The 25,915-nt window shown below is 73.4% G+C and carries 12 protein-coding genes; 4 read left to right on the forward strand and 8 right to left on the reverse strand.

What is annotated here, in order from left to right; translation table 11 throughout:
- Positions 1 to 80 precede the first annotated feature (80 nt).
- The 3 genes from ACIF6F_RS22160 to ACIF6F_RS22170 form a co-directional block, all read right to left on the reverse strand.
- A complete protein-coding gene (locus tag ACIF6F_RS22160) occupies positions 81 to 1,580 on the reverse strand; it encodes a cryptochrome/photolyase family protein (protein ID WP_399949115.1) in 1,500 nt (499 codons plus the stop codon).
- Between the two features lie 233 nt (positions 1,581 to 1,813).
- Entirely contained in the window at positions 1,814 to 5,824 is a 4,011-nt protein-coding gene (locus tag ACIF6F_RS22165) for an FG-GAP repeat domain-containing protein (RefSeq protein WP_399949118.1), read from the reverse strand.
- An 88-nt stretch (positions 5,825 to 5,912) separates the two neighbouring features.
- Positions 5,913 to 11,561 (reverse strand): RHS repeat-associated core domain-containing protein, encoded by a 5,649-nt coding sequence (locus ACIF6F_RS22170; protein WP_399949120.1) that lies wholly within the window; start codon positions 11,559 to 11,561, stop codon positions 5,913 to 5,915.
- A 119-nt stretch (positions 11,562 to 11,680) separates the two neighbouring features.
- Here ACIF6F_RS22170 and ACIF6F_RS22175 point away from each other — a divergent pair, with 119 nt between their 5' ends.
- Entirely contained in the window at positions 11,681 to 14,794 is a 3,114-nt protein-coding gene (locus ACIF6F_RS22175) for an AfsR/SARP family transcriptional regulator (protein ID WP_399949122.1), read from the forward strand.
- A gap of 411 nt (positions 14,795 to 15,205) precedes the next feature.
- Here ACIF6F_RS22175 and ACIF6F_RS22180 read toward each other — a convergent pair whose 3' ends face one another.
- Positions 15,206 to 15,841, reverse strand: coding sequence for a DUF4241 domain-containing protein (locus tag ACIF6F_RS22180; protein ID WP_399949544.1), 636 nt, complete (start codon positions 15,839 to 15,841; stop codon positions 15,206 to 15,208).
- Between the two features lie 244 nt (positions 15,842 to 16,085).
- Here ACIF6F_RS22180 and ACIF6F_RS22185 point away from each other — a divergent pair, with 244 nt between their 5' ends.
- Together ACIF6F_RS22185 and ACIF6F_RS22190 are read left to right on the forward strand one after the other, a co-directional pair.
- Positions 16,086 to 16,835, forward strand: coding sequence for a class I SAM-dependent DNA methyltransferase (locus ACIF6F_RS22185; RefSeq protein WP_399949124.1), 750 nt, complete (start codon positions 16,086 to 16,088; stop codon positions 16,833 to 16,835).
- A gap of 96 nt (positions 16,836 to 16,931) precedes the next feature.
- Positions 16,932 to 17,276, forward strand: a complete 345-nt coding sequence (locus tag ACIF6F_RS22190; protein ID WP_399949126.1) for a DUF1330 domain-containing protein — start codon at positions 16,932 to 16,934, stop codon at positions 17,274 to 17,276.
- 153 nt (positions 17,277 to 17,429) lie between these two features.
- Here the strand turns inward: ACIF6F_RS22190 and ACIF6F_RS22195 are convergent, their stop codons facing one another.
- The 4 genes from ACIF6F_RS22195 to ACIF6F_RS22210 form a co-directional block, all read right to left on the reverse strand.
- Positions 17,430 to 18,203 (reverse strand): glycosyltransferase family 2 protein, encoded by a 774-nt coding sequence (locus tag ACIF6F_RS22195; RefSeq protein WP_399949128.1) that lies wholly within the window; start codon positions 18,201 to 18,203, stop codon positions 17,430 to 17,432.
- Between the two features lie 307 nt (positions 18,204 to 18,510).
- Positions 18,511 to 20,223 carry an IPT/TIG domain-containing protein gene (locus ACIF6F_RS22200; protein ID WP_399949130.1) on the reverse strand — a complete coding sequence of 571 codons (1,713 nt, stop codon included), beginning with the start codon at positions 20,221 to 20,223 and terminating at the stop codon, positions 18,511 to 18,513.
- A 350-nt stretch (positions 20,224 to 20,573) separates the two neighbouring features.
- The gene (locus ACIF6F_RS22205; protein ID WP_399949132.1) at positions 20,574 to 21,773 is read right to left on the reverse strand and encodes a S8 family peptidase; all 1,200 of its coding nucleotides are present in this window, start codon (positions 21,771 to 21,773) and stop codon (positions 20,574 to 20,576) included.
- A 243-nt stretch (positions 21,774 to 22,016) separates the two neighbouring features.
- Positions 22,017 to 23,369, reverse strand: a complete 1,353-nt coding sequence (locus ACIF6F_RS22210; RefSeq protein WP_399949134.1) for a diacylglycerol/lipid kinase family protein — start codon at positions 23,367 to 23,369, stop codon at positions 22,017 to 22,019.
- A gap of 327 nt (positions 23,370 to 23,696) precedes the next feature.
- Between ACIF6F_RS22210 and ACIF6F_RS22215 the strand changes: the two genes are divergently transcribed.
- Complete coding sequence (locus ACIF6F_RS22215; protein ID WP_399949136.1) at positions 23,697 to 25,895, forward strand: glycoside hydrolase domain-containing protein; 2,199 nt, start codon at positions 23,697 to 23,699, stop codon at positions 25,893 to 25,895.
- Positions 25,896 to 25,915 lie beyond the last annotated feature (20 nt).

The raw sequence follows: 25,915 nt of genomic DNA on the forward strand, positions 1-25,915 counted from the left end.
TCCGGGAACAGCGGCCGCCCGGCAGCCCGCTCCTCGGGACGGCCGGGGCGAGGCGCTCCGGGGTGGGGTGTAAGCACCTCTCAGGGCGGGTTGCCGTCCTGTCGTCTGCCTGTGTGCAGGACCTCCTGGATGTCGTGCAGCCGGTCAAGACCCTGTACGGCTCGGGCGGTGCGCGGGTTGGCGGCCAGGCGGGTGCGGTGCCGGTGGACGAAGGACCAGTACCCGGTGGTGTACGGGCAGGCCTGGTCGCCCGTACGGACGCCGGGCCGGTAGGCGCATCCGTCGCACAGGTCGCTCATGCGGTGGATGTAGGCTCCCGCGCTGGTGTACGGCTTGGTGGTCATCATGCCGCCGTCGGCGTACTGGGACATGCCGATGACGTTGGGGAGCATCACCCAGTCGTAGCCGTCGACGAAGCACCGGTGGAACCAGTCGGTGACCGCGCGGGGGTCCCAGCCCTGCTGGAGCGCGTGACTCCCGAGGATCATGAGCCTGGGGATGTGGTGCGTCCATCCCGTGTCGCGGACCTGGGCGAGCACCGTGGACAGGCAGCGTGCGGTGACGGCGTCGGCGTCGAGTTCGAGGAACCAGTCGGGCAGAGGTGCCCGATGTCCGAGCGCGTTGCGGTGGCGGTAGTCCTCGCCGAAGTACCAGTACGTGTGCCACACGTACTCGCGCCAGCCTGCGATCTGCCGGACGAAGCCTTCCGCGCTGTGTACGGGTACCCGGCCGGCGCGCCAGGCGTCCTCGGCGGCTCCGACAACTTCCGCCGGGTCCAGGAGGCCCAGGTTGAGCGCCGAGGACAGCAGGCTGTGACTCATCACCGCGTCGCCGGCGAGCATGGCGTCCTCGTGCGGTCCGAACGTGGCCAGGCGGTGTTCGGTGAAGCGGCGCAGCGCGGCCAGTGCTTCGCGGCGCGAGGCCGGGAGGGTGCGCGGGCCGTCGCGCCCGACGAAGTCGATGCCCTCGTCGCGTTGCCAGCGGTCCAGGTCGGCGCGTACCTGTTCGTCGATGTCGTCCTCACGCGGCCGGTACGGTGCGGGGACCCCGAGGGCGGCTGCGCGCTTCGGCGGTGGTTCCCGGTTGGCCGGGTCGTGGTTCCAGCGTCCGCCGGCCGGCTCGTCGCCGTCCATGAGGAGGCCGAGTTCTTGGCGCGTCCACCGGTAGAAGTCCTCGTGTCTCAGCCGCTCGCGTCCCCCGGCCCAGGAGCGGAAGGCCTCCGCGGGCACCAGGAAGCCGCGTGCGGGCAGGACCCGCACCTTCGGCAGCGACCCGACGAGGCCGTGGGCGGCCCGTGAGGTGGGGTGGTGGACGGTCAGCGGTGCGTCGCCGACGGCCCGGCGCAGGCCCTCCCGGTAGGTCTCGGCTCGGACGTAGTGGACGCGGTCTCCGAGTTCGGCGGCGCGGTGCCGCATGGCGGAGAGCAGGAGGTGGGCCTTGGCGCGGTGGAACCTCCGTCGGCGGAAGACCGATCGGGCCTCGACCATCACGACGGGCGCGTCCTTGGCCGGTCCGGTCTCGCCGGTGCGGAGGAAGTGGGGGCCGAGTTGGTCGCCGAACAGCCAGTGCCACACAGCCACGGGTTTCCTTCGCGCAGTCTGATGAGGATCCAGCTATACAGCCGTCCGGTGGGGTGGCGAAGGGCGCCGCGCCGGTGACGTCCGCGAGGCCGATGGACCGGCTTCGCACGAACCGTCGTCTCGGCGGGTCACGGGGTGTTGTTCTCGGTACGCGCCCCACCGGTGCCCGGCGGGCACCCCTCCTTCCGGGTGCCCGCCGGGCCGTCACCGCCGGGACGGTGGCCGCGCCGGCGTCAGGCGAACTTCAGGCGGGACGGATCCGTCCAGCCGGCCGACACGAGCCGGGACGGACCCCAGCCGCCCGTGCCCAGCACGTCGTCGTTCGGCCAGGCCCACAGCTCGCCGTTGCCGTTGGCGCTGACGACCTCGTCGCGCCGGTCGCCGTCCAGATCCGCGAAGAACGCGCGCGCGGGGTCCGAGAAACCCGAGCCGACGATCGCGGACGGTGCCCAGTCGAAGTCGATCCCGTTCCGGTTGGCGAATGCCCGCAGACGTCCGTCGCCGTCGATGCTCACCAGGTCGTCTCGCCCGTCCCCGTTCAGATCGGCGAACCGCGTCCGTGCCGGATCGGTCCAGCCGGATCCGACCTGGCGCTGCGTGCCCCACACGCCGTCGATGCCGCGGACGTTGGGCCAGGCCTGGATCGCGCCGTCCGCGTCGATGCGGACGAGGTCGTCGCGGCCGTCGCCGTCGAGGTCGGCGAAGCGCAGCCGCGCCGGTTCCGGGAAGTTCTCCCCGACCTTGCGCCCGGTCCCGTACCCGTCGTTGAGCCCGTCGACGTTCGGGTAGCCGCGCAGCACGCCGTCCGGCTTCAGGTACACGAACTCCTTCTTCCCGTCACCGTCCAGGTCCGGGAAGAACGCGCGCGCCGGGTCCGTGGACGTACCGGCCGAGTAGCGCTCCGCGCCCCACGCGCCGTGCAGACCGTCGATGTTCGGCGCCCCCCACAGCGAGCCGTCGGCCTTCACCCGTACGGTCTCGGCGCGCGAGTCACCGCTGAGCGAGGCCCTCTTGCCGTTCACGCCGAGCCCGGCGGTGACCCGGCCGTCCCAGCGCAGGCTCCGCGTGAACGCGGTGCCGTCGGAACTGCGGAGGGTCCACAGGACGGTGCGGGAGGCGGACGAGCGGTCGACCACCACCACCTCGTCCGGCCCGGTGCCGTCGGTGTCCGCGGCCGACGGCTCCAGGGCGCCCCAGCCCAGCGCCTCCGAAGAGCGCTGCACCTCGGGGGCGAAGGCCACACCCCCGACGTTGCCGGTACTGGTGAGCGTCCAGAAGGTGGTGGAGTTCGCCCCGGCGTCGTAGAGGTGGCCCAGGTCGTCGCGGCCGTCGCCGTTGAAGTCGCCCACGACGGGCTTGAGCCGGTTCCAGTCCGAGCAGCCGCTGTCCCGGGCCCCCGAGAAGCCCTGCGTCAGCGAGCCGCGCGCACCCGTCTGCCGGAAGGTGTCGACGCTCCAGTCGCAGTTGCCGTCCCAGCGGTAGAAGAGGGCGATCTCCTGGCGTCCGTCGGCCGCGTCGTCGAAATCGCCGACGACGGGCTTGACGCGGTCCCAGCAGTACCCGTTGACCCCGCTGGCCCACGCCGGCTGGCCGAAGGAGCCGGCGAACGCCGTCCCCGTCGAGTAGAAGGTCCACAGCTTCGTCTGGCAGCTCGGATGCGAGGCGAAGACCGCGAGGTCGGCCTTGCCGTCGCCGTCGAAGTCCCCCGCCACCGGCTTGAGGCCGCCGAGGTTCCAACCGGGGTTGCCGGCGGTGTCCAGGGCCGCCGCGGCCGGCGGCTCGTACGACGTGCCGTCCGACCGGTAGATCCACCCGGTCACCCGGTCGCCCGCCTCCTGCCGGAGCACGGCCACATCCGTGCGGCCGTCACCGTCGAAGTCGCCGCGCACCGTCTGGACCGCCGTGGCGGCGTACCCGTTGTTGACCTCGACGCCGACGGGAGGGTAGCTGCCCGTGGCGCTCGCGTGCCAGGTGTAGACGGAGTTCTGCGTGGAGCCGTCGGAGAACACGGCTGCGGTGTCGGCCAGGCCGTCCCCGCCCGCGTCGCCGCGCCGCCCCGACGGGCTCTTCGGGTCGTACGCCGCCGACACGTCGAAGGACGCCGTTCCGGTGCTCTCCTGCCCCGACCGGTGCACCGCCTTGACGTACAGCCAGGTCGGATCGCTGGTCCACTGCGTGACGGGGACGGTGGCGGTGCCGTCCGGGCCGGCCGCGACCGACATCGTGAGTGCCCCCTGCCTGGTGCCGTACCGGTATCGCACGATGCCCGTGTCACCGGGCGCCGGGCGGAACGTCACGGGCCGGACGGTGCCCATCGGCGGGCCGAACTCCCCGCAGACGGACGGGTCGCACGGCGAGGTGACCAGCGGGGTACGCGCCTCCCCGAGGTCGATCTCGAACTCGCAGCCCGGCGCCGTGGCCCCGCTCCAGGCCAGCCCGTCCCAGGTGGCCGCCCGGTACGTGTAGACCACCCCGGCCGCGAGCCTGCCGTCCGGTACGGGCGCCCAGGTGAGGCTGTCGCCGCTGCGCACCGACAGGGCCGGGTTCGTCCCGGCCGGCGGGTCGGAGTACACGACCTGGCCGTCGCTCTTGCGCACGACCTCCAGCCGCCCGCCGACGTTGTCGCCGTTCGGGTCGGACAGCTTCGCCGTGAACTGCGGCGAGGACGTGGTGAGGTAGGTGCGCTCCGCACCCGTCGCACACGGCTTGGCCGGGACCATGCCGAGGACCGCCGGGGCGCTCGGCGCGTGGTTGTACTCGATCACCAGCCGGGTCGCGCCGGGCGTGAGGGTCTTGTAGACCCCCGCCGAAGCGGTGTTGACGCCGAAGGTGATGCCGCCCGTCCAGCGGTTGTTCGCGGCCTCCTGCACCTTGCCGCGGAAGGCGTCGTTGGAGGGGAAGTACAGCCCGTTCGCGTCGCCGCAGCCGAAGGCCGAGGACATCCAGCCGCCCCAGCCGGAGTTGGACCAGGTGGCGTACTGCGGGGTCTGGGACGTGGTGTGCAGGTTCATCGCGGTCGACGCGTCGCAGCTGCTCGCCGCGCTGACCGCCACCTTGAGGCGGGCGCTGCGGATCTCCGCGCCGAAGACCGGGTCGATCCAGAAGCGGAAGATGCCCCGCCACTCGCGGGCGCCGTCGTGGCCGACCTTGATCTGGGTGCCCTGCACGCCCCAGTAGTTGGTGGTCGTGTGCTGGTTCTCGAAGAGGTTCCAGTCCCACATGGGCCGTTCCAGGAACGTCGGGTCGATGACGAGCGGGAAGCGGGCCCCCGGGTCGGTGAGCATGGCGCGGTCGGGCGTCACCTCCAGGGCGGCGCCGGCCCCGCGGCCGGTCACCTTGACGCCGACCCGGGCCCGGCGCGCGCCGCCGGGGTCGGCCTGGTAGGTGGGGAAGGGGGGAGATCCGATGGCGGCGCGGTCGTTGCGGACCGCGCCCCCCTCGACGGCCTCGACTCCCTTGGGGCGCCCGTTGCCGGCCTCCGCGGGCGAGTCCCACATGACCGGCCGGGCGGACACGAACACCGCCTTGCCGGCGGCGTCCTTCGCGGTGAGCGCGCCGGCCGCGTCCGCGGTCGTGGTCAGCCCCTCACTGCCGCGAAGCCCGAACCGGACGGTCCGCAGGGCCGGGTTCGCGGCCGCCCGGGCGTTCTTCACGATGAGCAGGTGGCTGAACCCGGTCGGCGTGGCGCGTACGACGAGATCCGTGCCGGGCAGCACCTCGGCGTAGGTCGCCGCGTCACCCTTCAGGGCAGGCTTCGGCAGGGGCACGGGCCAGCTGAGCGCGAACCGCTTCCCGTCCTTGGTCATCCGGGCCAGCGGCCCGCTCCCGCCGCCGGAGAACACGACGTCGGCCGCGGCGGCCCGGGGCCGTACGGTGCCGTCGGCCCCGGCGGCCAGGGTCGTGTCGACGGCGGCCCAACCGCCGTCCGCCTTCTTCACGCGCACGGCGGTGGGCGCGAACTCCCCGGTCAACCGCCCGTCGGGGTTGGCGAACACCTGCCCGCTCTCACTCCTGCGGGCAAGCACCTCGACCCGCCGGCCGGCCTTCCTGGCCTCGGCGAGTGCGGCCCCTTCGGGTGTGGCGCGGGAGACGGCCGGGGCACGGAGGGCCGCCCCCGGCGTCAGTGACGCCGCGGACGCAGTCGTCGGGTCGAGTGGTGCCAGTGCGCTGAGCGCGGTCAGACCGACGAGCGCAGCCAGGACTCTGAGCGGGGGCCTTCCCCGCCGTCGGGGTACGGAATGCATGGTGATCTCCAAGAGTGAGCCGAGCGAGGGTGGCCCCAGTGGGCCGGATCGCCGGGTGGCCGCTCGGAGGCGGCCACCCGGACGGGCCTCAGGTCCAAGGGAAGAGGAGCCAGTTGGGCCGCCAGACCGAGGTCGAGGTCGTGCCGGTGGTGACCGAGGCTCCTGGCGTCTTGACGCCGACCCCCAGACCGCCTTCGACGGTGTGGAACTCGCGGCCGTCCCGGGTGGTGCCCACCGAGTACTGGCCCTCGACGGCGAGCGGCACGGGGGTCCTCCCCTTCAGTACGTTCGTCATGCCCGAGACGCCGTTGGCGTCGTTGCGCTGGTCGTCGACGTCGCCGTCGGACACGATCCACTTGAACCCGGAGGCGTACGCGGAGAAGCCCCTGGTCGGCTCGTTCTTGGTGCGCCGGCCCAGTACCGCGAGACCGTGCCGGTCGACGCCCACGCACGCTGACCCGGACCTGCCCCCGAACGGGCTGTTGAAGCTCCCGTTGAAGGGACAGAACCCGTACATGCCCGTGATGTCGCCGTTGTCGTCGCGCAGCCGCAGGTCCCGCGGATCGGGCAGCGTGGGAAGGCTCTTGCACATGCCGAACACGCAGACCGGCTTCAGCTTCGGAGGCGCGGGCCTCGGCGCCGGGAGCACGGCCCCCGGCTTGGGCGCCGGGGCGGGCGCGGACGCCGGACGCGGCTTCATGTAGTCCCGGCTGTAGTCCATCCGCTCCTGCCCCTTCGGCTGGGTCGCGTTGACCGGGCGGCCCGTGTCCGGGTCGAGGGGGATGCGGCCCGACGGGTCGCTCAGGGTCACCGGGTTGTTGCTCCCGTACGCGTAGCCGTTGAGCTGCTGCGGGTCGGCAGGGTTCAGTACCGGGTCGACCGAGATGAAGCGGCCCAGGGCGGTGTCGTACTCGCGGGCGTCCAGGTGCGTCAGGCCCGTGGACGCGTCGCGGGTCTTGCCGAGGAAGCCGTGGTCGTCCGGCCACGTCACCTGCGGTCCCCGCTCCTCGCCGAAGGGCAGCGTGCGGCGCCGGGTCACGGCCAGCGTGTCCGAGGCGAAGGCGAGCGTCGCCGTGCCGTGGTGGTCCGCCGACAGCCACACCGGCGCGCCCGACCCCGTGCGCATCGCGACGATCCGCGAGCCCAGCCCGTAGTAGCGGGTGCCCGTCACCGAGGTCCCGGAGAGCCGCAGTTCCGTGCCGCCGACGTACAGGGTGGCGCCGGTGGAGTCCTTGCGCAGCAGGCGCGTGCCGTCCGCGTCGTACACGTACTCCGTGACGTCCTCGTCCGTCGTGACCTCGGCGAGCCGGCCCTCCGGGTCCCAGGCCAGCTGCTGCCCGGGGCGGGAGAGGGTGTTGCCGGTCGCGTCGTACGTGTACGCGGACGTGTGCGCCGTACCGCCCGGGGACGTGGTGGTCACCGACGTGACCAGGTCCGGCTGCGGCTCGCCGGCCGCCGGGTGGGCGTACGCCGAGGTGGTGGTGCCGGAGCCCAGGCGCAGGGTCCTGGCCGTCCGGTTGCCGGCCTTGTCGTAGGCGTACGAGTCCCAGTACTTCACCGGGTCCCCGGCCGGCGGGGCCGTCGGCGTGCCGCACGCGGCGGAGGCCGGGGTCCACGCCTCGGTGAGCCGCGCGAGGTGGTCCGCACGGAAGCACTGGTGGTCGGCCGGCACGCCCGTCGTGCTCCCGGGCTGGTCGGAGACGGAGGTGACGTTGCCGGACGGGTCGTAGCCGTAGCGGGCGTCGCCCTGCGTCTTGCCGGTGACCTCCCGGTCGGTGACGGCCCTGGTCAGGCGCCCGGTGGCCTGGTCGTACTCGCTGCTCAGCCACACGGATTTGCCGAGTGCGCCCAGGCTGACCTGGGCCGTCTGGCCGAGCGGCGTGTAGAGGGTGTTGCGGACGTAGGTGGTCCGCACGGCGCCGTCGCCGTCTCTCGCCTCAAGCTTCACGGGGTTGCCGAAGCCGTCGTACGTGTGCACCAGCTTCTCCGCCGGCAGGCCGCCCACCGCGGGCTGCTGCGAGGACGCGAGTTCGCCGGTCGGCGTGTACGTCATCGTCACCGCGTACGTACCGGCGAGCGCACCCTCGGCCGGGGGGACCGTGACGGACATGCCCGTCGGGCGGTACCCGTCGTCGTACCCCGTGGTGCGCAGCACGTACGCGGCACCGCCCACGTGCCGGGTGGCGGAGGTGAGCCGGCCGCGCGCGAGGGTGTCGTACTCCCAGCTCGCCCGCAGGGTGCCGGTGGCCGAGGCCTCGCGCAGGGAGGTCCGGCGCCCGGCGTCGTCGTAGCCGTGGAACAGCTTCCGGCCCTCGGCGTCCACGGTCGACACCAGCTGCCCCGCGTCGTCGTACGTGAAGCCGGTGGCGCCGCGGTCCGGGTCGGTGGTGCGGACCTTGAGCCCGCGCACGTCGTACTCGGTGCCGAAGACCCGCCCGGCCGGGGTGGTGACCGTCGTGGGCCGGCCCGCGCGGTCGTAGCCGTAGCGGGTGGTGTCGGCCGCACCGGTCGGCGTCGCCGCCTGGTACTGGCGCAGCTCGGTGATCTGGCCGCGCGCGTCGCGCACGGTGGCGGTGGCGGTGCCGCCGGCCGGCGGCGTCACCCGCACCTCGGAACCGTCGTGCGCGGTCAGCGTCGCCCACTTCTTGACGCCGGAGCTGTAGAGGGCGGTGGACGTGACCCGCCCCGCGCCGTCGTACGCCGTCCTCGTCTGCGACGGCACGGCCGTGTCGGCGGCCACGACCAGCTCGGAGCCGGCCGGGGCGCTGTTGTAGTAGGCGGCGTTGGACTTCACGGCCTGGCCGCGCGAGTCGTACACCGTGTCCGCGATGGTCCGGCCGCCGGCCGGGGTCGGGGCCTGGGTCTGCCGGGACCGGCCCAGGCCGTCCAGCAGCGCGTACGACGTGCGGTACCCGCCGTCGGGGCCCAGCGTGAGCGTGGTGACCACGCTCGCCTTCCCGCTGTTCAGCGCGTACTGGTACTCGCTGTTCGGCCCGTCCGTGCCCTTCGTGCGGCCCGGCAGCCACACCTTGCGGACGCGGCCGAGCGGGTCGGTCTCCGCCTCGGTGCGCTTGCCGTTGGCGTCGGTCTCGGCGGTCGCCGCACCGCGTACGTCCTTCTCCGCGACCACCGCGTGGCCCAGCGGGTTGGTCACCTTCACCCGGGTGGGACCGGTCAGGTACGCGGTGGCGGTGGTGCGGCCCAGTGCGTCGGTGACCGACGTGGGGCGGCCCAGCGCGTCGTACGCCGTGCGGGCCGTGGTGACGTACTGCGCCACGGCGCCGTCCCAGCCGGACAGTGTCTCGCTGCGGGTCGCGTCACCGCGGGTCGGCGCCGCCCCGAGGGTGCCGGAGCCGTCGTAGTAGGTGCGGGTGTCGGACAGCACGTCCGCCGGGGCGGGCGCGGCGGTGCAGTCCCCGGCCATGGTGACCACCCGGCTCGGCAGGCCGACGAGCCATGCCGCGGTGTTGCGCGCGTACTCGGTGCGCGTGCACCGGTCGTCGGCGGTCGTGGCCAGGTCGCCCTGGTCGAGGGACTCGGTGGTGCTGCCGTGGACCGGGTCGTACACCGTCTGCGTGCCGGTGCGCCGGACCACCGCCCCCGCCGCGTCCCGGATCCGGCTGCGGGTCTTGGCCACGCCGGTCAGCCGCGCCTCGTCGGTGCCCCAGGGGCGGACCCTGGTCGCCGTCGGGGCGGACACCCAGTGGTCGTTGACCGTGCCGGTGACCTCCTGGCCGCCCACCCCGTCGTACGTCACCGTCTCGCGCACCGCGCCGGCCAGCGCGGCGGCGTCCGGCACGGCGGTGCCCTCGGAGTCGGTCACGGTCACGGAGCGGGTGCCGGCGGGCAGCTTGTCGCCGTCCATGCCGCGGAAGTAGGTGGTCTCGGCCAGCGAACGGGCGCCCTCGGCCGCGTTGCCGCCGATCGTGCGGACCTTGCCGTAGCCGCGCCACTGCGACCACGTCTTCTGCGAGGCGGGCACCAGGCCGTCCTCGCCCGCATACGCCCAGGCCGGGGCTCCGACGTACTCGTACGCCGTCTCGACCGGGGTGGACAGGTCGCCGGGCAGGTTGGCGTTCTGCACCACGCCCGTGACCACGTACTTGTGGAAGTACTCCAGCTTCGGCTTGCCGTCCTTCTCGTACACGGTGGGCAGACACCGGCGCGTGTTGCTCTCGGGGGAGGCCGGCAGGGCGCCCGGCGCGCAGTCCCTGCCCGAGTAGGTGACGGTCGTGGTGCCGCCGAACTCGTTGCGGATCGAGCGGACGCGCCACCAGTTCATCGGCGGGCCCTCGGCCTCGTCGACCCGGTTGGGCATCTGCACGCCGTCGAAGACCACCTCCGGCATCGCCAGGGTGCCGCCGACGTGGCCGGTGCGGGTGATGCCGTCGAGCCACAGGGAGGCGGGAGTGCCGTCGCCGTTGCTCGGGAAGGAGTGCCGCAGCGTCCAGGAGTCGACGTCCGCGTACGCGCTGCCGTTCCACGTCTGGGTGACGACCCGGGCCAGGCGCTTGCGGGTCCAGAAGGACGGGCCCGTCTGCGTACAGGCGCCCGGCCCGCAGGCGAGGTTCACCGGAGTGTCGGGCAGGACGCCGGGGGCGCTGGTGCGCTCGGCCGTCTCGAAGACGACGCGCGCGGGGGCCGGGCCCGGCTCGCCCTCGCGGGTGCCGTAGTCGATGCGCTCCAGTTGGCCGCCGCGGGTGTACGAGGTGCCGGACGCGGTGTTGCCGCCCCGCGCGTAGTGGTTGGTCTCCGGCGCGTAGGTGTACGTCATCGTGTTGCCGTGCCGGTCGACGACCTGGTCGAGGTGCCACTTGTAGGCCTGGTCGCAGGAGGAGTCCGCGTACGCCGCCTTGTGGCAGGGCTCGCCGTCGTGGTTTCCGTGGACGGGCACGCCGTACACCGACTTGGAGGCGGCGCGGGAGCCGAAGTGGTAGCGGGTGCCGTCCTGCGCGGTGACGGTCCAGGACTCGCCGTCGTCGTCGCCGTTGGCCGTGCCGGTCACGCGCTGCACGCGCATGCCGTTGTCGTTCTTCAGCCGCCACGTGGTGCCCTGGGCGTCGACCGGGATCAGCTCGCCGCTCGCGCCGTCCATGGACAGCGTCGCGTTATCGGTGCCCCAGCACAGGTCCTGGGTCCGGGTCTGGCCGTTGTTGCCGCCGAGGTCGTCGGCACAGGACTTGTACCGGCGCTCGATGGCGCCCGGTGCCAGGTCCCAGCCCTGGCCGGCCCAGGAGGGCTGGTTGTTGGTGGCCGCGGTACGGCCGTCGACGCTCTGCGACGAATAGCCGAGGGCCACCTTGGGGACGAGGCCGCCGTCCACCGGCGGCACCGCCATCGGGTAGCTCCAGCCGAAGTCACCCGCCGACCCGCCGGCGCTCCAGGTCGCGGACGGCGCGAGGGAGGTCACGGCGAAGCTCCCCGACGGCGCATCGCCGCCCGTCGCTGCGGCGGAGGCCGCCACCGCGGTGAGGCCCTCCGTGCGGAGCTTGACGGTCCGGTCCGCGCCGACGTGCTTCGACACGTTCGTGGACCTCGCGGCCCCGGCCGCCTTGGACACGGCGCCCGGAGTGGTGACGGGCACGGATCTGGGCGCGCGCGGGCGGTGCGGTGCCAGGTCCTCCGCAGCCAGCGCGGGCGCCGCCTGCAACAGCAACGCGGGCAGGACGAGCGCGAGCACCACCGCGCCCGCCCGCTTCGATCTCCGGCGCTCCGGCGCCGGTGCACCTCTCGGCATGCAGCCTCCTCGGGTCCGGCCCCGGTCCGGGGCCCTGTGCCGAGGCTCGGCGGGCGCTGTTGCGCTGGTGTTGCCACCGGCTTGCGCGGGGCCGAGGTCGTCCGGATACGGTGGCGCCCGTGGAGTTCCGGCTGCTGGGAGCCGTCGAGGTGATCGACGGGGACACGGGTGAGAAGCTGGCCGTCCCGCGCAAGCGCGAACGGCTGCTGCTGGCCGTCCTGCTCCTGGAAACGGACCGGGCCGTCACCGACGACCGGCTGACAGACCTGCTGTGGCACGGGCACCCGCCGACCGGCGCCCCCGGAGCGCTGCGCAGCCACGTCAGCAGGCTCCGCGCCCTGCTGCCGCCGGACGTCGCCACCCTCGACCGCCAGGGCGAGGGCTACCGGCTGCGCACCGACCCCGAGCGCGTCGACGCCCACCGCTTCCGCACGCTGGTCCGCGCAGCCGGTACCGAGCAGGAACCGGCCGGCCGCTCCGCGCTGTTGACCTCGGCCCTCCGGCTGTGGCGCGGTCCGGCACTCGCCGACGCGGCTCCGGAAGCGGTCCGCTCCCGGCTGTGCGCGGGCCTCGACGAACTGCGCCTCCAGGCCCTCGACCAGCGCATCACCGCCGACTTCGCCCTCGGCCGGCACCGCGACCTCGTCGCGGAACTCACCGGCCTCCTCGCCGACCACCCCGCCCACGAGGTCTTCGCCGCCCACCTCATGCTCGCCCTCTACCGCTGCGGGCGGCAGGCCGAGGCACTGCGGGTCCACGCGGCCACCCGCCGCGCGGTGGCCGAGGAGCTGGGGCTCGACCCCGGTCCCCGGCTCCGCTCCCTGCACGAGCGCATCCTGCGCGCGGACCCGGGCCTGGACGCCGACGCGGACCGGATGCCGAGTGGGGCGGACGCGAACCGGACGCCGAGCGGCGCGGACGCGGCCGCTCCGGCCACCGCCCTCACGGCGCCCCGGGCCACCGCGGAGATCCCGCCCCAGGGGGCAGCTCCGGTCCCACCCCGGGGCGCGGCCCCGGCAGCAGCCACGGCGCCCACAGCGACCCCGCCGACCCGGGCCCCGGCCCAGGCCCCGGTGGCCGTCCTGCCCGCGGCACCCGCCCCGGCAGCCCCCGCGCCCTGCACCCTGCCCTACGACGCCCCCGACTTCTCGGGCCGTGAGGCCGAACTCGCCCGCCTCCTGTCCCTCGCCGCCCGGCCGTCGGCGGGGGCCCCGTCCCTGATCACCCTGGACGGTATGGCGGGCGTCGGGAAGACGACCCTCGCCGTCCACGCCGCCCACCGGCTCGCCGAGGGGTTCCCGGACGGCAGGCTGTTCGTGGACCTCCACGCCCACGCCCCGAACCGGCCCCCGCTGGACCCCGGCACGGCCCTGGCCGGCCTGCTGCGCACGATCGGCGTTCCCCCGGAGCGGATCCCGCCCTCCGCCGACGAACGCGCCGCCGCCTGGCGGAACGAACTGCAGGGCCGCCGCATCCTGCTGGTCCTCGACAACGCGGGCGCGGACCAGGTACGGCCGCTGCTGCCCGGTAGCGCAGGGTCGCTCGTCCTGGTGACCGGCCGGCAGCGGATCGCCGGCCTGCCGGGCGCCGCCGAGGTGTGTCTGGACGTGCTCCCCGCCGAGGAAGCCCACGCACTGTTCGTACGGCTGGCCGGCCCCGAGCGGACCGAACCGCAGCCCGCCGAGGTGGGCGAGGCCGTCGAGCTGTGCGGCCGGCTCCCGCTCGCGATCCGCCTGGCCGCGGCCCGGCTGCGTCACCGCCCCCTGTGGACGGTGGCCGACCTGGTGGCCCGGCTTCGCCGTGGTGCCCGGCTGGACGAACTGGCCGTCGGAGACGAACGGGTGGCGGCCGCCTTCGCCCTCTCGTACGAGCAGCTGGACCCCGCGCAGCAGCGGATGTTCCGGCTCCTCGGCGGCTGCCCCGGCCACGACGTGGACGCGTACGCGGCCGCCGCGCTCGGCGGGCTGACCCTCCCGGCGGCCGAACGGCTGCTGGAGGACCTGCTCGACGTACACCTGCTCACCCAGCGCCTGCCCGGCCGCTACGTCTTCCACGACCTGGTCCGCGAGTACGCCGGCCGGCTCGCGGGAAGCGACCGGGACGCCGTACGAGAGGCTGCGCACCGACTCCTCGACCAGCAGCTCCACCTCACGGGCGTGGTCCGCGAGGCGTACGGCCCCGGGCGGCTGGCGGAGCCCCAGCCGCTCACCCACCCGCCGCGCGAGGTACCCGAGTTGACCGGGCACCGGCAGATCGCCGACTGGTGCGAGAACGAGCGCGCCAACCTGCTGGCCTCGATCACCGCCGCGGCGGACGTGGGGCTGCCCGCGCACGCCTGGCAGCTCACCTTCAACCTGGCCGACTTCTTCCGCACCGGCGGCCACCACGACGACTCCGTGACCGCCCACACCGCTGCGGTGGACGCGGCCCGGGCCGCGGGGGACCGCGCGGCCGAGGCGCTGAGCCTCCTCAACCTGGGCGTGGCGCACTGGGGCGCGCAGTCCTTCCGGGCCGCGGTCGACTGCGGCGAGCGGGCGCTGAGGCTCGTACGCGCCCTCGGCGACACCAGGCGCGAGGCCGTGGCCCTGACCCGGACGGCGATGTTCCGCCTGCACCTGGGGGAGTACGAAAGGGCCCGCGACGACCTGCGGCGGGCGCTCGCCGTGGTCCGGGAGACGGGCCCGCGCCGGGAGGAGGGCGTCGCGCTGTGGCTCCTGGGGGACGTCCTGTTCCACCTGGGCGACCACGAGGGCGCCATTGCGGCCGCCACGGCGGCGATGGGGATCGACCACGAGATCGGCGACGACTTCGGGGTGGTGCTCAGCCTGATCCGCATCGGCGCCGCCGAGGGCAGGCTGGGCCGCCACACAGCCGGGCGCGAGCACCTCCGCGCCGCCCTGGACGGCTCCCGAGCCCTGCACGACGCGGCCCACGAGGTGACGGCCCTGGTGGAACTGGCCGACCTGGAACGCTCGGCCGGCCGGACCGGGGACGCCGGGCCGCTTCTCGACCGGGCCTTCGCGCTCCTGAGGGACCTGCACCGTCCCGAATCGGCTGCCAGGGCCCACCTGGTGGCCGGTGAGGTGCACCTGGACGAGGCCGAGCCCGCCCGCGCGCTCGCCGACTTCGAGTCGGCCCTGCACCTCGCCACCGGGCTGGGCCACACCCACCTGGAGACGCTCGCGCGGAACGCCGTGACCCGGGCCAGGTGCGTGGTCCCGGGACGTCGGTGACACGCGTGCCGGGTGCTTGAATGGGATGAGGCCCTCCGGGTTCGGTATGGATTGCGACATCCCGGCCGAGCTCAGCAGCCCCTCGTGCCCCACCGCCGCGCGCCGTTGCCCGAGACCGGGCGAGTCGAACGGTGGCGCCCCAAGTCCCCCGGACCCCCTGGTCCGTGAGCTCGTCCACTGGAACGACGGCGGGGGCCGCGTCGACGTGCAGCGAGGCGACCCGATGCTCAACAGCGGCGGGTCGGCCCTCGCACAGGCCGTGCTGGTGATGTTCACGAGTTCGGGAGCCCGCCGCTGACCTGATGGGTACGTGCACCCCGGACTCCAGACGCCGAGCGTTGTGACCTGTGGCGCCGGGGGCGTCACCGGCTTCAACCAGGCTGGCGACTGCGCCCGCAGGCATGACCCTGCCTACACAGCCGCATCGGTCGGGGTTCCGTGCCGCTCCGGGAGCAGCTCGGGCGTCCCCTCCACCAGCACCACGACGCCGATTACCCCACCGGCCTCGGAACGGCCGACCCACACCGGGTAGGTACCGTCCCCGGCCGTCGCGAAGGACATGAGCTCGCCGCCGGAAGCCTCGTCCCAGGTGCGCTGCATGAACATGGAACCGTCGTCGATGTCCTCGTACCCGTCCAGGTCCAACTCCCCCTGGATCAGCCCCCGCTCGAAGAGCGCGATGAGCGGCTCCCAGGCCCCGGCGTCAGCGAAGCAGCCGGTGGCGCCGTCAGTGTCGAAGCCGGCTGTCTGCTTCTCGATGAACAGCCGGGGATCGTCGTCCGGACCGAGGGCCATCTCCCAGGTGGCGGCGGGGGGTTTCGCTGATGAGCAGGCGGACGGCCGTGGCTGCCGTGGTCGTGACCTCGGCGTCCCGCCACTCGCAGTGGTGGCTGAAGCGGACCCGCGCCTCGTCGAGTACGTACTCCCCGGGTGGGACGGGGACCGTGATGGACGCCCCGTCACCGTGGTCGATGTCCGGGCCGGAGACGGCCAGCAGCCGCTGGGTACGCGCAGGGTGCCCACCCGGCACGGCTCCACGACGGTCATCTCGGGGTGGTACCCGTCGGTCACGCGCGCCCCGGGCCGGAACAACTCGTCGATCGGCCCGGCCTGCGCGGGGCGCGGCGGACGCCAGCACGTGGCGGGGGCGTGTCCGTCACCTGGCTCGGCTGTCTCGGCCACCTCGGCCGCCTCGAAGGCCCTTCTCCGGGGCCGACGGATGGTCGCCGCCGCGGCGGTCCGGGCGTAAATGCGTCGACAGAGCCCCTCGGCCCCGGCAGAGTGGCCGTCCGTGACGAGCAGCGAACTGTGGACCCGCGCGACCGCCGAGCGCTACGACGCCGAGGAGACGGACATGTTCTCGGCAGGCGTCCTCGGGCCGACCCTGGACTTCCTCGCCGAGCTGGCCGGGGACGGCCGGGCACTGGAGTTCGCCATCGGAACCGGACGTGTGGGCGTCCCGCTCCGGGAGCGCGGTGTGCCGGTGGTCGGTGTCGAGCTGTCCGAGCACATGGCGGCGGTGCTGCGACGCAAGGCCGACGGGGACACGCTGCCGGTCGTCGTCGGGGACATGGCCACCACCGTCGTGCCCGGTGAGTTCACGCTGGTGTACCTCGTCTACAACACCATCTCGAACCTGCTCACGCAGGACGAGCAGGTCGAGTGCTTCCGCAACGCCGCACGTCATCTGGCGCCCGGCGGCCGGTTCGTCATCGAGCTGGGGGTGCCGCCGCTGCGGTTCCTGCCGCCCGGACAGGTCGCGGTGCCGTTCGACGTCTCCGAGCGCCATCTCGGCTTCGACACCTTCGACCTGGTCGAGCAGGTACTCGTCTCGCACCACCTCACCCGCGACGGCGACGACGGCCGCTACCGCCGCGGCAGCTCCCGGCACCGGTACGCCTGGCCGGCGGAGCTCGACCTGATGGCACGGATCGCCGGGCTGGAGCTGGAACGCCGGGTTGCGGACTGGGACGGGACGCCGTTCGGCCAGGACTCCACGAAGCACGTCTCCGTGTGGCGCAAGCGGATCACCGTGCAGTGACCGGCATGACCTCCGAGGTGGTCGCGGGCCCCGGCCGCCCCTGCCAGGATGTGGTCAACGGCCCGCACGGGCAGGCCCGCTGAAGGGGGAAATGCCATGACCACGTACGCCATCGGACACATCCGGCCCGAGACGGTGAACGAGGACGTCCTCCGCTACATCGAGGGCATCCAGGCGACGATGGATCCCTTCGGGGGCCGCTTCCTGGTCCACGGCAAGGAGGTCGAGGTGCTGGAGGGGCCCTTCCCGGGCACGGTCGTCGTGATCGCCTTCCCGGACATCGAGCGGGCCCGCGCCTGGTACGCCTCGCCCGCCTACCAGGAGCTCCTGCCGCTGCGCACCCGCCACATCCGGGGCGAGGTCATCCTCGTCGACGGCGTCCCCGAGGGCTACGACGCCACGAAGACCGCCGCCGCCCTCCGCGCGGCCGCGGGGCTCTGAGCGGGAGGCCTCCGCAGTCGTGGGAGGCCTCCGGTGCCAGGTGTACGGCGGGAAGCACCGGCAGGGCGGGCGGTGCCGGGCGTTCCGCACCCAGCCTGCCGGTGGCGAGGTGCAGGACGCGGCCGGGGTCCGGCGGGTGCCCGCGCGGCGGAGCTAGATGCGCGAGTTGCGCAGCGACTGCCACACGGCGCCGGCCAGTGCCCGCGTCGCCCGCGGGACCGACAGGTGCTCGTGCTCGCGGTAGAGGGCCCAGTTGTACTGCACGAGCGACAGCTTGTTCGACGACAGCGATCCCGCCTGGTGGGCCCGGTACACCGCGAGCGGCTCGGCCAGGCCCCGGGCGTCGGCGCCGTCCCGCATGATCGACAGCCACAGAGCGTAGTCCTGGCGCTTGCGCATGTCCGGCATGAGCCTCGTGCCCAGGACGTTCCGGTCGTACATGGCGGTGAGGGCGCCGATGTAGTCGCGGACCAGCATGGCGCGGTAGTCCACGTGCTCCCGGGCTCGGACGACGCGTCCGTTGGGGACCCAGTCGGTGCTCTCGCCGGCGTAGTCGGCGTCCATCTTGTAGTACGAGGTGAAGGTCAGGGGCGCGGTGCCCTCCGCCGCGAAGGCCAGCTGCTTCTCGGTCTTCTCGGGCAGCCACATGTCGTCGCTGTCGAGGAAGGCGATGTAGTCGCCGCGGGCCCGCTCGATCGCGAGGTTGCGGGCGCGGCCGGCACCACCCTGTTCGGGTGCCGACTGCGGCAGGACGCGCTCGTCCTGCTCGGCGAACTCGCGGAGCAGATCCATGGAGCCGTCGGACGACTGATCGTCGGTGATCAACAGCTCCAGGTCGGTGTGCGTCTGCGTGAGCACCGATCGGACGGCTGCCCCGAGGGTGGCGGCCGAGTTGTAGACGGGCATCACGACGGACACCAGGGGCACAGCGCTTCTCCTTGCAAGACCGGGAATGGGGGTCCATTCAAGCACCGACTTTCCGGTGCTGCGGACTCCGCCTCCGGTTCGGCGTTCGCGAGGGCGTCGCGGCAGTCGCTGGTGGCGTGGCCCGGGCCCGCGACGGCGGCCTTCCGGGACCACACCTTGTCGGCGCGTGGGTACGGCAGAGGGGGGCCGCGCAGCGTCAGGGCCGGCCCTCCGACCACGCGGGCGTCCTGCCGGTGCTCGGGCTGCCGGGCGCTGAGGCCGGGCCCTGGCCGGGCAGGCTGCCTGCCCGGCCAGGTCTCGCCGCTCGTCAGGGACAGGTGACCAGGACGATGGAGAGGGCGGTGCAGGAGGCCGCTGCCGTGTCGTTGGCCGACTGGGGGTCGGTCGGGGTGGAGGCCGTGCGTGCCGCGGTGGCCTTGACCGGGCCGAGGGTCAGGAGGTGGAGGGGCACGCGGAAGGTCTTCGACGCGCCGGCCTGGTCGGCGATGGTCCCGTAGGTGCACGTGACGGTGGCGGCGGTGGTCGTGCAGCCGGCGGACAGGTGGGTGGCTGCGGCGCCGGGCGGGAGCGTGGCCTTCAGGGTCGCGGAGGTGACGGTTCCGGGGCCGGTGTTGCGGGCGGTCAGGGTGTAGGTGATGTAGGGCGCCAGGATGCCCAGGTTCGGCTGCGCGGTGAGGTCGACGTCGATGTCCGCGGGCGGGGCGAGGTAGGCGTACCGGCCGGCCGGGGTCACCGGGCTGGTGCCGCCGGGGGTGGTGACCCGTACGTCGACGGTGCCGGGCGCGTGGGCGGGGGTGGTGACGGTGCAGCTCGTGGCGGTGCACGCGGTGATGGTCGCGGGGGTGTCGCCGAAGGTGACGGCGGTGGCGCCGGCCAGGTTCGTGCCGGTGACCGTGACCGTGGTGCCGCCCGCTGCCGGGCCGGAGGCCGGGCTGACGGCGGTCACGGCCGGTGCCGCCGTGCCCAGGCTCAGTACGTCGAGGGTCTCGCTGCCGTTCTTGACGACGTAGGCGAGGGTGCCGTCCGGGCTCACCCCGGCGGCGACGGGTCCGCCTCCGACCGCCACGGCCTCGGTGACGGCGTTGGTCGCCGTGTCGATCACCGACAGGGTGTGGTTGCTGATGCCGGGCACGTAGGCGGTCGTGCCGTCGGGGCTGACCGCTGCGGCTCCCGGGTTGGCTCCGGTGGTGACCGTCGTGGTGACGGCGAGCGCGGTCGGGTCCACGACGGATACGAAGTCGTCCAGGCCGTGGCTGACGTACACCGCGCCGGAGACGGGGTTGACCCTCACCCCGAACGGCCGGGCGCTCAGGGCCACGGTTCCGGTCACCGTGAGGGTGGCCGTGTCGATGACGGTCAGTGTGTTGTCGCCGAGGTTGCCGACGTAGGCGCGCCACCCGTCGGGGCTGAGGGCGACGTCGCGCGGGGACGGACCCACCGCGATCGATGCGGCGACCGTGTTGGTGGCGGTGTCGACGACGCGGAGCGAGCCGTGGGGGGCGGCGGTGTCCACGACGTAGGCCGAGGTACCGGACGGGGAGACCGCCACGCCCCGCGGGTCCTGGATGCCGGTGACGGTGGCCGTGACCGCGTGGGTCGCGGTGTCCACGACGCTGACCGTGGCCGAGCCGCGGTTGACCACGTAGAGGCGTGTGCTGTCGGGAGTGACCGACAGGGCAGCCGGGCCGTTCCCGACCGGGATGGTGGCACCGACGGTGTTCGTGGCCGTGTCCAGCACGGTGACGGTGTTGCCCGGAGTGCCCATGTGGACACCGGAGTTGCTGACGTAGACGTGCCTGCCGTCCGGGGCCACGGCCACGTGCTCGGGATTCGCGCCCAGCGGCACGGTGGCGATCACGCTCGGCGGGGCCGCGGCCGCCGGGGGCGCGCCCAGGGCCCCGAGGCCGGTCGCGACGAGGGCGAATGCGGCGGCGAGCGAGGTGCGGCCGCGTCGGCGGCGCTGGTGCGGGCGGTGGCGGGTGCTCGGGTGGTGCGGACGTAAGCGGGTGATCGCGGACACGATGAATCCCCCCTCGAAGGCCGCGCCACCACGGCGGGAAGCGGAGGCCCCCGGGGAACCGGTGGTGGCGCGACGGCAGAAACAGTTCTGTGTTGCGGACCAGGCTCAGCGGGTCGCCGACATCGTCGCAGCGCACGATCACCGGCCGTACCGAAGTTTCACACTTGCCCATTTCAGATCACATGCTGACCGTATTGATCGCCTGGAGTGCCCCCACGCCATCTGCGGCCCCACCCGGGTCAGGAAGGGACCACAAGCACCCCGCCCACTCCCCCGCCACGCCGGCGGGCTGAACCGAGGAGCGGCCCTCCGGGGGTTGGAGGGCCGCTCTCGGGTCGGGGGTGGTGGGGTTACGGCGCTACCTTCAGGAGTTTGTTCGGGGTGCCGGCGGTCGGGTTCTTGATGGCGTCCGGTGTCGCCGCGGCCGTGAGGGCGGCGGCCGTGTCGGCGGGGGTGGCCGACGGGTTGGCGGCCAGGTAGAGGGCGGCCGCTCCCGCCACGTGGGGCGCGGCCATCGAGGTTCCGGAGATCGTCTTGACGCCGGTGTCGCTGTCGTTCCAGGCGGAGGTGATGTCGGAGCCCGGCGCGTACAGGTCCACCACCGACCCGAAGTTGGAGAAGCCCGACTGCTCGTCGTCCTCCGTGCTCGACGCGACGGTCAGGGCCGCGGGCACCCGCGAGGGCGAGCCCTGGCCGGCGTCGGCGGACTCGTTGCCGGCCGCCACGGCGAAGGACACGCCGGACGCGATGGCGCGTTCCACGGCCGCGTCCAGTGCTTCGTCGACGCCGCCGCCGAGGCTCATGTTGGCGACCGACGGCCCGGTGTGGTTCTGCGTCACCCAGTCGATGCCCGCGACGACCTGCTCGGTGGTGCCCGAGCCGTTGTCGTCGAGGACCCGCACCGCGACGATCCTGGCCTTCTTGGCGACGCCGTGGGCGGTGCCGGCGATGGTGCCCGCCACGTGGGTGCCGTGGCCGTTGCCGTCGTCGGCGGTGTCGTCGTTGTCCACCGCGTCGAAGCCGTGGCCGGCCCGGCCGCCGAAGTCCTGGTGCGAGATCCTGACGCCGGTGTCGATGACGTACGCGGTCACGCCCTCCCCGCCGTTGTCGGGGTACGTGTACTTCCGGTCGGCGGTGGGGTCGGCCTGATCGATCCGGTCCAGGCCCCAGGACGGGGGGTTCTCCTGCGTCTCGTTGATGCTGAAACGCTTGTTCTGCACGACGGTGCCGACGGCGGGGTCCGCCGCGAGCCGCCTGGCCTCCTTCACCGTCAGTCCGGATGCGGAGAAGCCGTTGACCCTGGAGCCGTAGCTGCGCTCCAGTTTGCCTCCGTACTTCTTCGCGAGGTCGTCCTTGTTCGCGGATGCGTCGAGGATGACGACGAAGCTGCCGTCCACGGCGCCAGGGGCGCCGAGGCCGTGCACGGTCCCTTCGGCCGGCGTGGCCGCCCCTGCGAAGGGGCTCGCGAACAGGGCCGCGGCGGCCGCGGCAGCGGCTCCCGACGCTATGAGCCCGTTGCGAAATCGGTGGGATCGCTTGTGAGTTGCCATGGAGAGGATGCTCCTCGTCGTGACGTGTGGGGCGTCAAACGGTCTGGAGAACCCTGTTCCGATTGACAGGAGCAAATCAAGAGCGAACCCGGGGTGGGGAGTTGTTCAACAAGGTTTCTTTAAAGGTCCTCCACATCACACCCCACTCGCACACGCGTTCAGGCGAACTCCTTTACAGGGCTGGCACGTTCCGGCCCGTTGGACGAGCGGTGAGGAGGGGCAGGCCTTCGTTGCGGCGAGTGCCTAGCGGCGGCCGAGGGCGAGGGTGAGGATCTCGTGCCAGTCGACGGGCGGGTACGCCGTGGGAGGGCCCGGGCGCAGCCTGGGGACCCGTACGCGCAGGGCTCCGGGGCGTACGGAGCAGACGACCGGGGTGGGCACGGTCAGGGCCTCGCCGTCCACCGCGACCGGGATGCGCGCGGCATCCGACTCGACGACGATCCGGGCGGAGGTGAGTGCGTGGAGGCCGGCGGCCCCGGCACCCCGGAGGGCGACCTCGGCAGCCTGGGCCGCGCTGTTCACCCGGATCGCCACGACACCCAGCAGCCCGCTGTCGAGCCTGGGCCTGCGGCCGCCGGCGGCCATCGGTTCGGGGGTGGCGTAGGGGTTGTTGCTGATCAGGAGGGCCTGCCGGTCCTCCAGTCGGCCCGAGTCCGTGACCGCGTCCAGCACGTTGCCGGCGTATCCGAGCAGGAGGTCGGGCATGGCCTCCAGTGCCGTCCGCGCCTGCGCGTCGCGGTATTCCGGGCGCTGCACGACTTCGGCGTAGACGCCGAAGGAGGCGGTGTTCACGAACACGTGGCCGCCCACCACGCCCAGGTCGACCCGGAGTTCCTCGCCGTCCGTGAGCGCGTCCAGGCAGCGCACGGGGTCGTCGCGGTCCAGGCCGAGGTCCCTGGCGAAGTGGTTCCTGGTTCCCGCGGAGACCACCAGGAACGGCAGGTCGTGCTCGGCCGCGACCTCGGCCACCTTGGCCTGGGTGCCGTCGCCCCCGGCCACGCCCAGGAGGTCCGCGCCCTCGGCCACGGCGCGGCGGGCGATGGCGGCGACGTCCGTCGCGACCGCCGTGTCCAGCAGTACGACCTGCGCGCCCAGCGCCTCGGCCTTCTCCACCAGGCCGAACCGGACGACCTTGCCCCCGCCGGACTTCGGGTTCATGATCAGGACGGGCTTCCGGGGGGTCGGTCCGGGCATCGCCCGCATGCCGTGCGGCCGCCGCACCTCCCGCAGCGCCGTTCCCGCGCACACCAGTGCCGCCAGCCACAACGCCAGGGCGGTCAGCGCCGTGGGCCACAGGCCGGCGCGGGCGAACGTGACCAGTACGGCCAGCGGAGCGGCCACCATGAGCAGGCCCCCGCCCAGCCGCAGCCAGCCGCGGCGGGACAGCATCCACCACGTCCCCATGGCGCCGAGCACCACGCCGGCCAGCCCGGCCACCACGATGACGAGGCCGCTGTGGCCGAAGGCCGCCACCAGCGCCACCAGCGCGCCGAGCGCGCACACCAGCGCCAGCCTGGCCGACCACCGGGCGCGCGCCGAGGTGCCGGTGCCGGTACCGGCGCTGACACCGGTGCCCGAAGGGGGTGACAGTGCCATCCGCCTCACATCCTCTGGCCGGTCCCCCTACCGGAAGAGCAGGTGGGAGGTGCGGCGCGGTCCGGGACGGGGACCGGGTCCCGTGCCTTCACGGTACGCGGGCGGGCGTGCGGGCGCCGACGTGACGGGGCCGGGCGGCCGGCGCGTACGCATGTCACGGGGCCATTCGGGTGCCCCGGGGCCCGATCCGGCGCGTGGCGGGCGGGGGCCGCCGGAAGATCGGTGTAGGTCTGCCTGCCGGGCCGCCCCGGCGCGGCGGCGGGAGGCCCTGGGCAGGAAGGCCCCTGGGGACACGGGGCGGGGAGCACCCGGTGGGAGGGGACACGCATGGCCGACGCAATGGTCCTGAAGGCGCAGAGGTTCATCAACAGCTACGCCGTCGACGGCATCCCGGACGTCGAGGAGGACGGCCGGACCAGCTGGACGGTGATGTACGCGCTCACCCGCGTCCTCCAGCACGAGCTGGGGCTCTCCCCGCTCTCCGACAGCTTCGGTCCCGCCACCCTCGCCGCGCTGGCGGCGAGGTTCCCGGTGATCGACGCGAGCACCCGGCACGAGGCTGTCTGCCGGGTCGTGCAGTCCGCCCTGTACTGCAAGGGGTACGACGGCGGCGACATCGAGGGCACGTACAACCCGCGCGTGGCCGCCTCCGTGGCCCGGGTGAAGCAGAACATGGGCGTGCAGGCCGCGTACCCCGGGGACGGGGTCACGCCCAAGGTGTTCAAGGCGCTGCTCACGATGGACGCGTACACCGTCGTGGCGGGGGGCACCGAGGAGATCCGCTCCGTCCAGCAGTGGCTCAACGGCCGGTACGTGGGCCGCCGGAACTTCTTCGTCGTCCCGTGTGACGGGAACTTCTCCCGGGACGTGCAGAAGGCGCTCATCTACGCGATCCAGTTCGAGCTGGGGATGGGCGACGACACCGCGACCGGGGCGTTCGGCCCCGCGACCCGCGAGGGGCTGATGCGCAACCCGGTGTCGCAGGGTTCGACGGGCACCTGGGTGAACCTCTTCAGCGCGGCCATGATCTTCAACCGGCGGGGCGGGGTGACGTTCACGGACTCCTTCGGCGCCCACCTCGCCTCCTGGGTGCGCGACTTCCAGTCCTTCGTCAAGCTGCCGGTGACGGGGCGGGGCGACTACCAGACCTGGGCCTCCCTGCTGGTCTCGACGGGCGACCCCACGCGCAAGGGCACCGCGTGCGACGGCGTCACCGAGGTCACGGGCCCGCGGGCCCAGGCCCTCCGGGACGCCGGCTACCGGATCGTCGGCCGCTACCTGGCGAACCGGGCCGGGTCGTCGCTGAACAAGCAGATCCAGCCCGGCGAACTGCGGCTCATGGCCTCGTACGGTCTGCGGACCTTCCCGATCTACCAGACCAACGGCGGCGAGGCGAGCTACTTCAGCCGGGGAACGGGGATCGCCGACGCCCTGCACGCGGTCGAGCGGGCTCGCCACTACGGGTACCAGCGGGGCACCCGCATCTACTTCGCCGTCGACTTCGACGCGCTCGACGCACAGGTGACGGAGCGGATCCTGCCGCACTTCCGCGCGGTCAGGGACACCATGAGCGAGCACGGCCCCGAGTACGAGGTGGGCATCTACGGGCCCCGCAACGTGTGCAGCCGGGTCCGCGCCGCCGGCTACACCTCGGCGAGCTTCGTCAGCGGCATGTCCACGGGCTTCTCCGGGAACCTCGGCTGTCCGCTGCCCGAGGACTGGGCCTTCGACCAGATCTCCACCGTCGAGGTCCGCTCCGGCGAGGTCCGCATCGAGATCGACAACAACATTGCCTCGGGACGGGACGAGGGCCAGGGGAGCTACGACCTCGAACAGTCCACGGCGGACCTCGACGTCAGCTTCGACATGGCGCGGCGGGGCGCGATGCTGGCGGACGTCCGGTCGTACTTCGTGAACGAGATGGGCGTGCCCGAGAAGGGCGGCGCGGGCGGTCTCGCCTTCAGCCTGCGGACCACGACGCAGTGCTTCGACATCCTCATGGACTACGACTGGCTGATCACCCGGCTCGCCCGGAACCTGCGGATGCGCAAGGCGCTGATCCAGTGCCCGCTGCTGTGGGAGATGCGGGCGTGCAACTCGGGCGACGTGCTGGCCGACGAGCTCGTCATCGACCACCACAAGGGCGGGCCCAGCACGAAGCGGGACTGCAGCACCGGCCCCGGGCAGATCTTCGCCAACACGGCGATCCGCGCACGCAACCACTGCATCCGGGAGGGCCTGATCGGCGGGACGATCATGGACGCGGCCAAGGACGGCGACCTCTGGGCCGTCTGGCAGCGGCTGCACGAGGACACGGTCTACAACATGAGCACCGTCCCGCTGGTCCTCATCGAGGGCGCCGACGAGATCGGCGTCGGGCGCCCCGGCCTCGACACCCCCGAGGAGCAGAGCAGGCTCACGCTCGCCCGCTACAACGGAACCGACGAGAGCGCGCAGGGCTACGGCACCGCGTTGCTCGGGCTGTACCGCGTGTTCGAGAAGTACCACGCCCCGCTGCGGGCGTAGGCGCGGTGGCCCGCGGCCGC

It is taken from the genome of Streptomyces sp. NPDC086023 (genome assembly GCF_044540325.1).
Lineage (GTDB): Bacteria > Actinomycetota > Actinomycetes > Streptomycetales > Streptomycetaceae > Streptomyces.

Coding starts and splice junctions, on each gene's coding strand:
- ACIF6F_RS22210 (WP_399949134.1), bottom strand. CDS start 23,369: ATGGCACTGTCACCCCCTTCGGGCACCGGTGTCAGCGCCGGTACCGGC.
- ACIF6F_RS22190 (WP_399949126.1), top strand. CDS start 16,932: ATGACCACGTACGCCATCGGACACATCCGGCCCGAGACGGTGAACGAG.
- ACIF6F_RS22205 (WP_399949132.1), bottom strand. CDS start 21,773: ATGGCAACTCACAAGCGATCCCACCGATTTCGCAACGGGCTCATAGCG.
- ACIF6F_RS22165 (WP_399949118.1), bottom strand. CDS start 5,824: ATGCATTCCGTACCCCGACGGCGGGGAAGGCCCCCGCTCAGAGTCCTG.
- ACIF6F_RS22215 (WP_399949136.1), top strand. CDS start 23,697: ATGGCCGACGCAATGGTCCTGAAGGCGCAGAGGTTCATCAACAGCTAC.
- ACIF6F_RS22180 (WP_399949544.1), bottom strand. CDS start 15,841: ATGACCGTCGTGGAGCCGTGCCGGGTGGGCACCCTGCGCGTACCCAGC.
- ACIF6F_RS22170 (WP_399949120.1), bottom strand. CDS start 11,561: ATGCCGAGAGGTGCACCGGCGCCGGAGCGCCGGAGATCGAAGCGGGCG.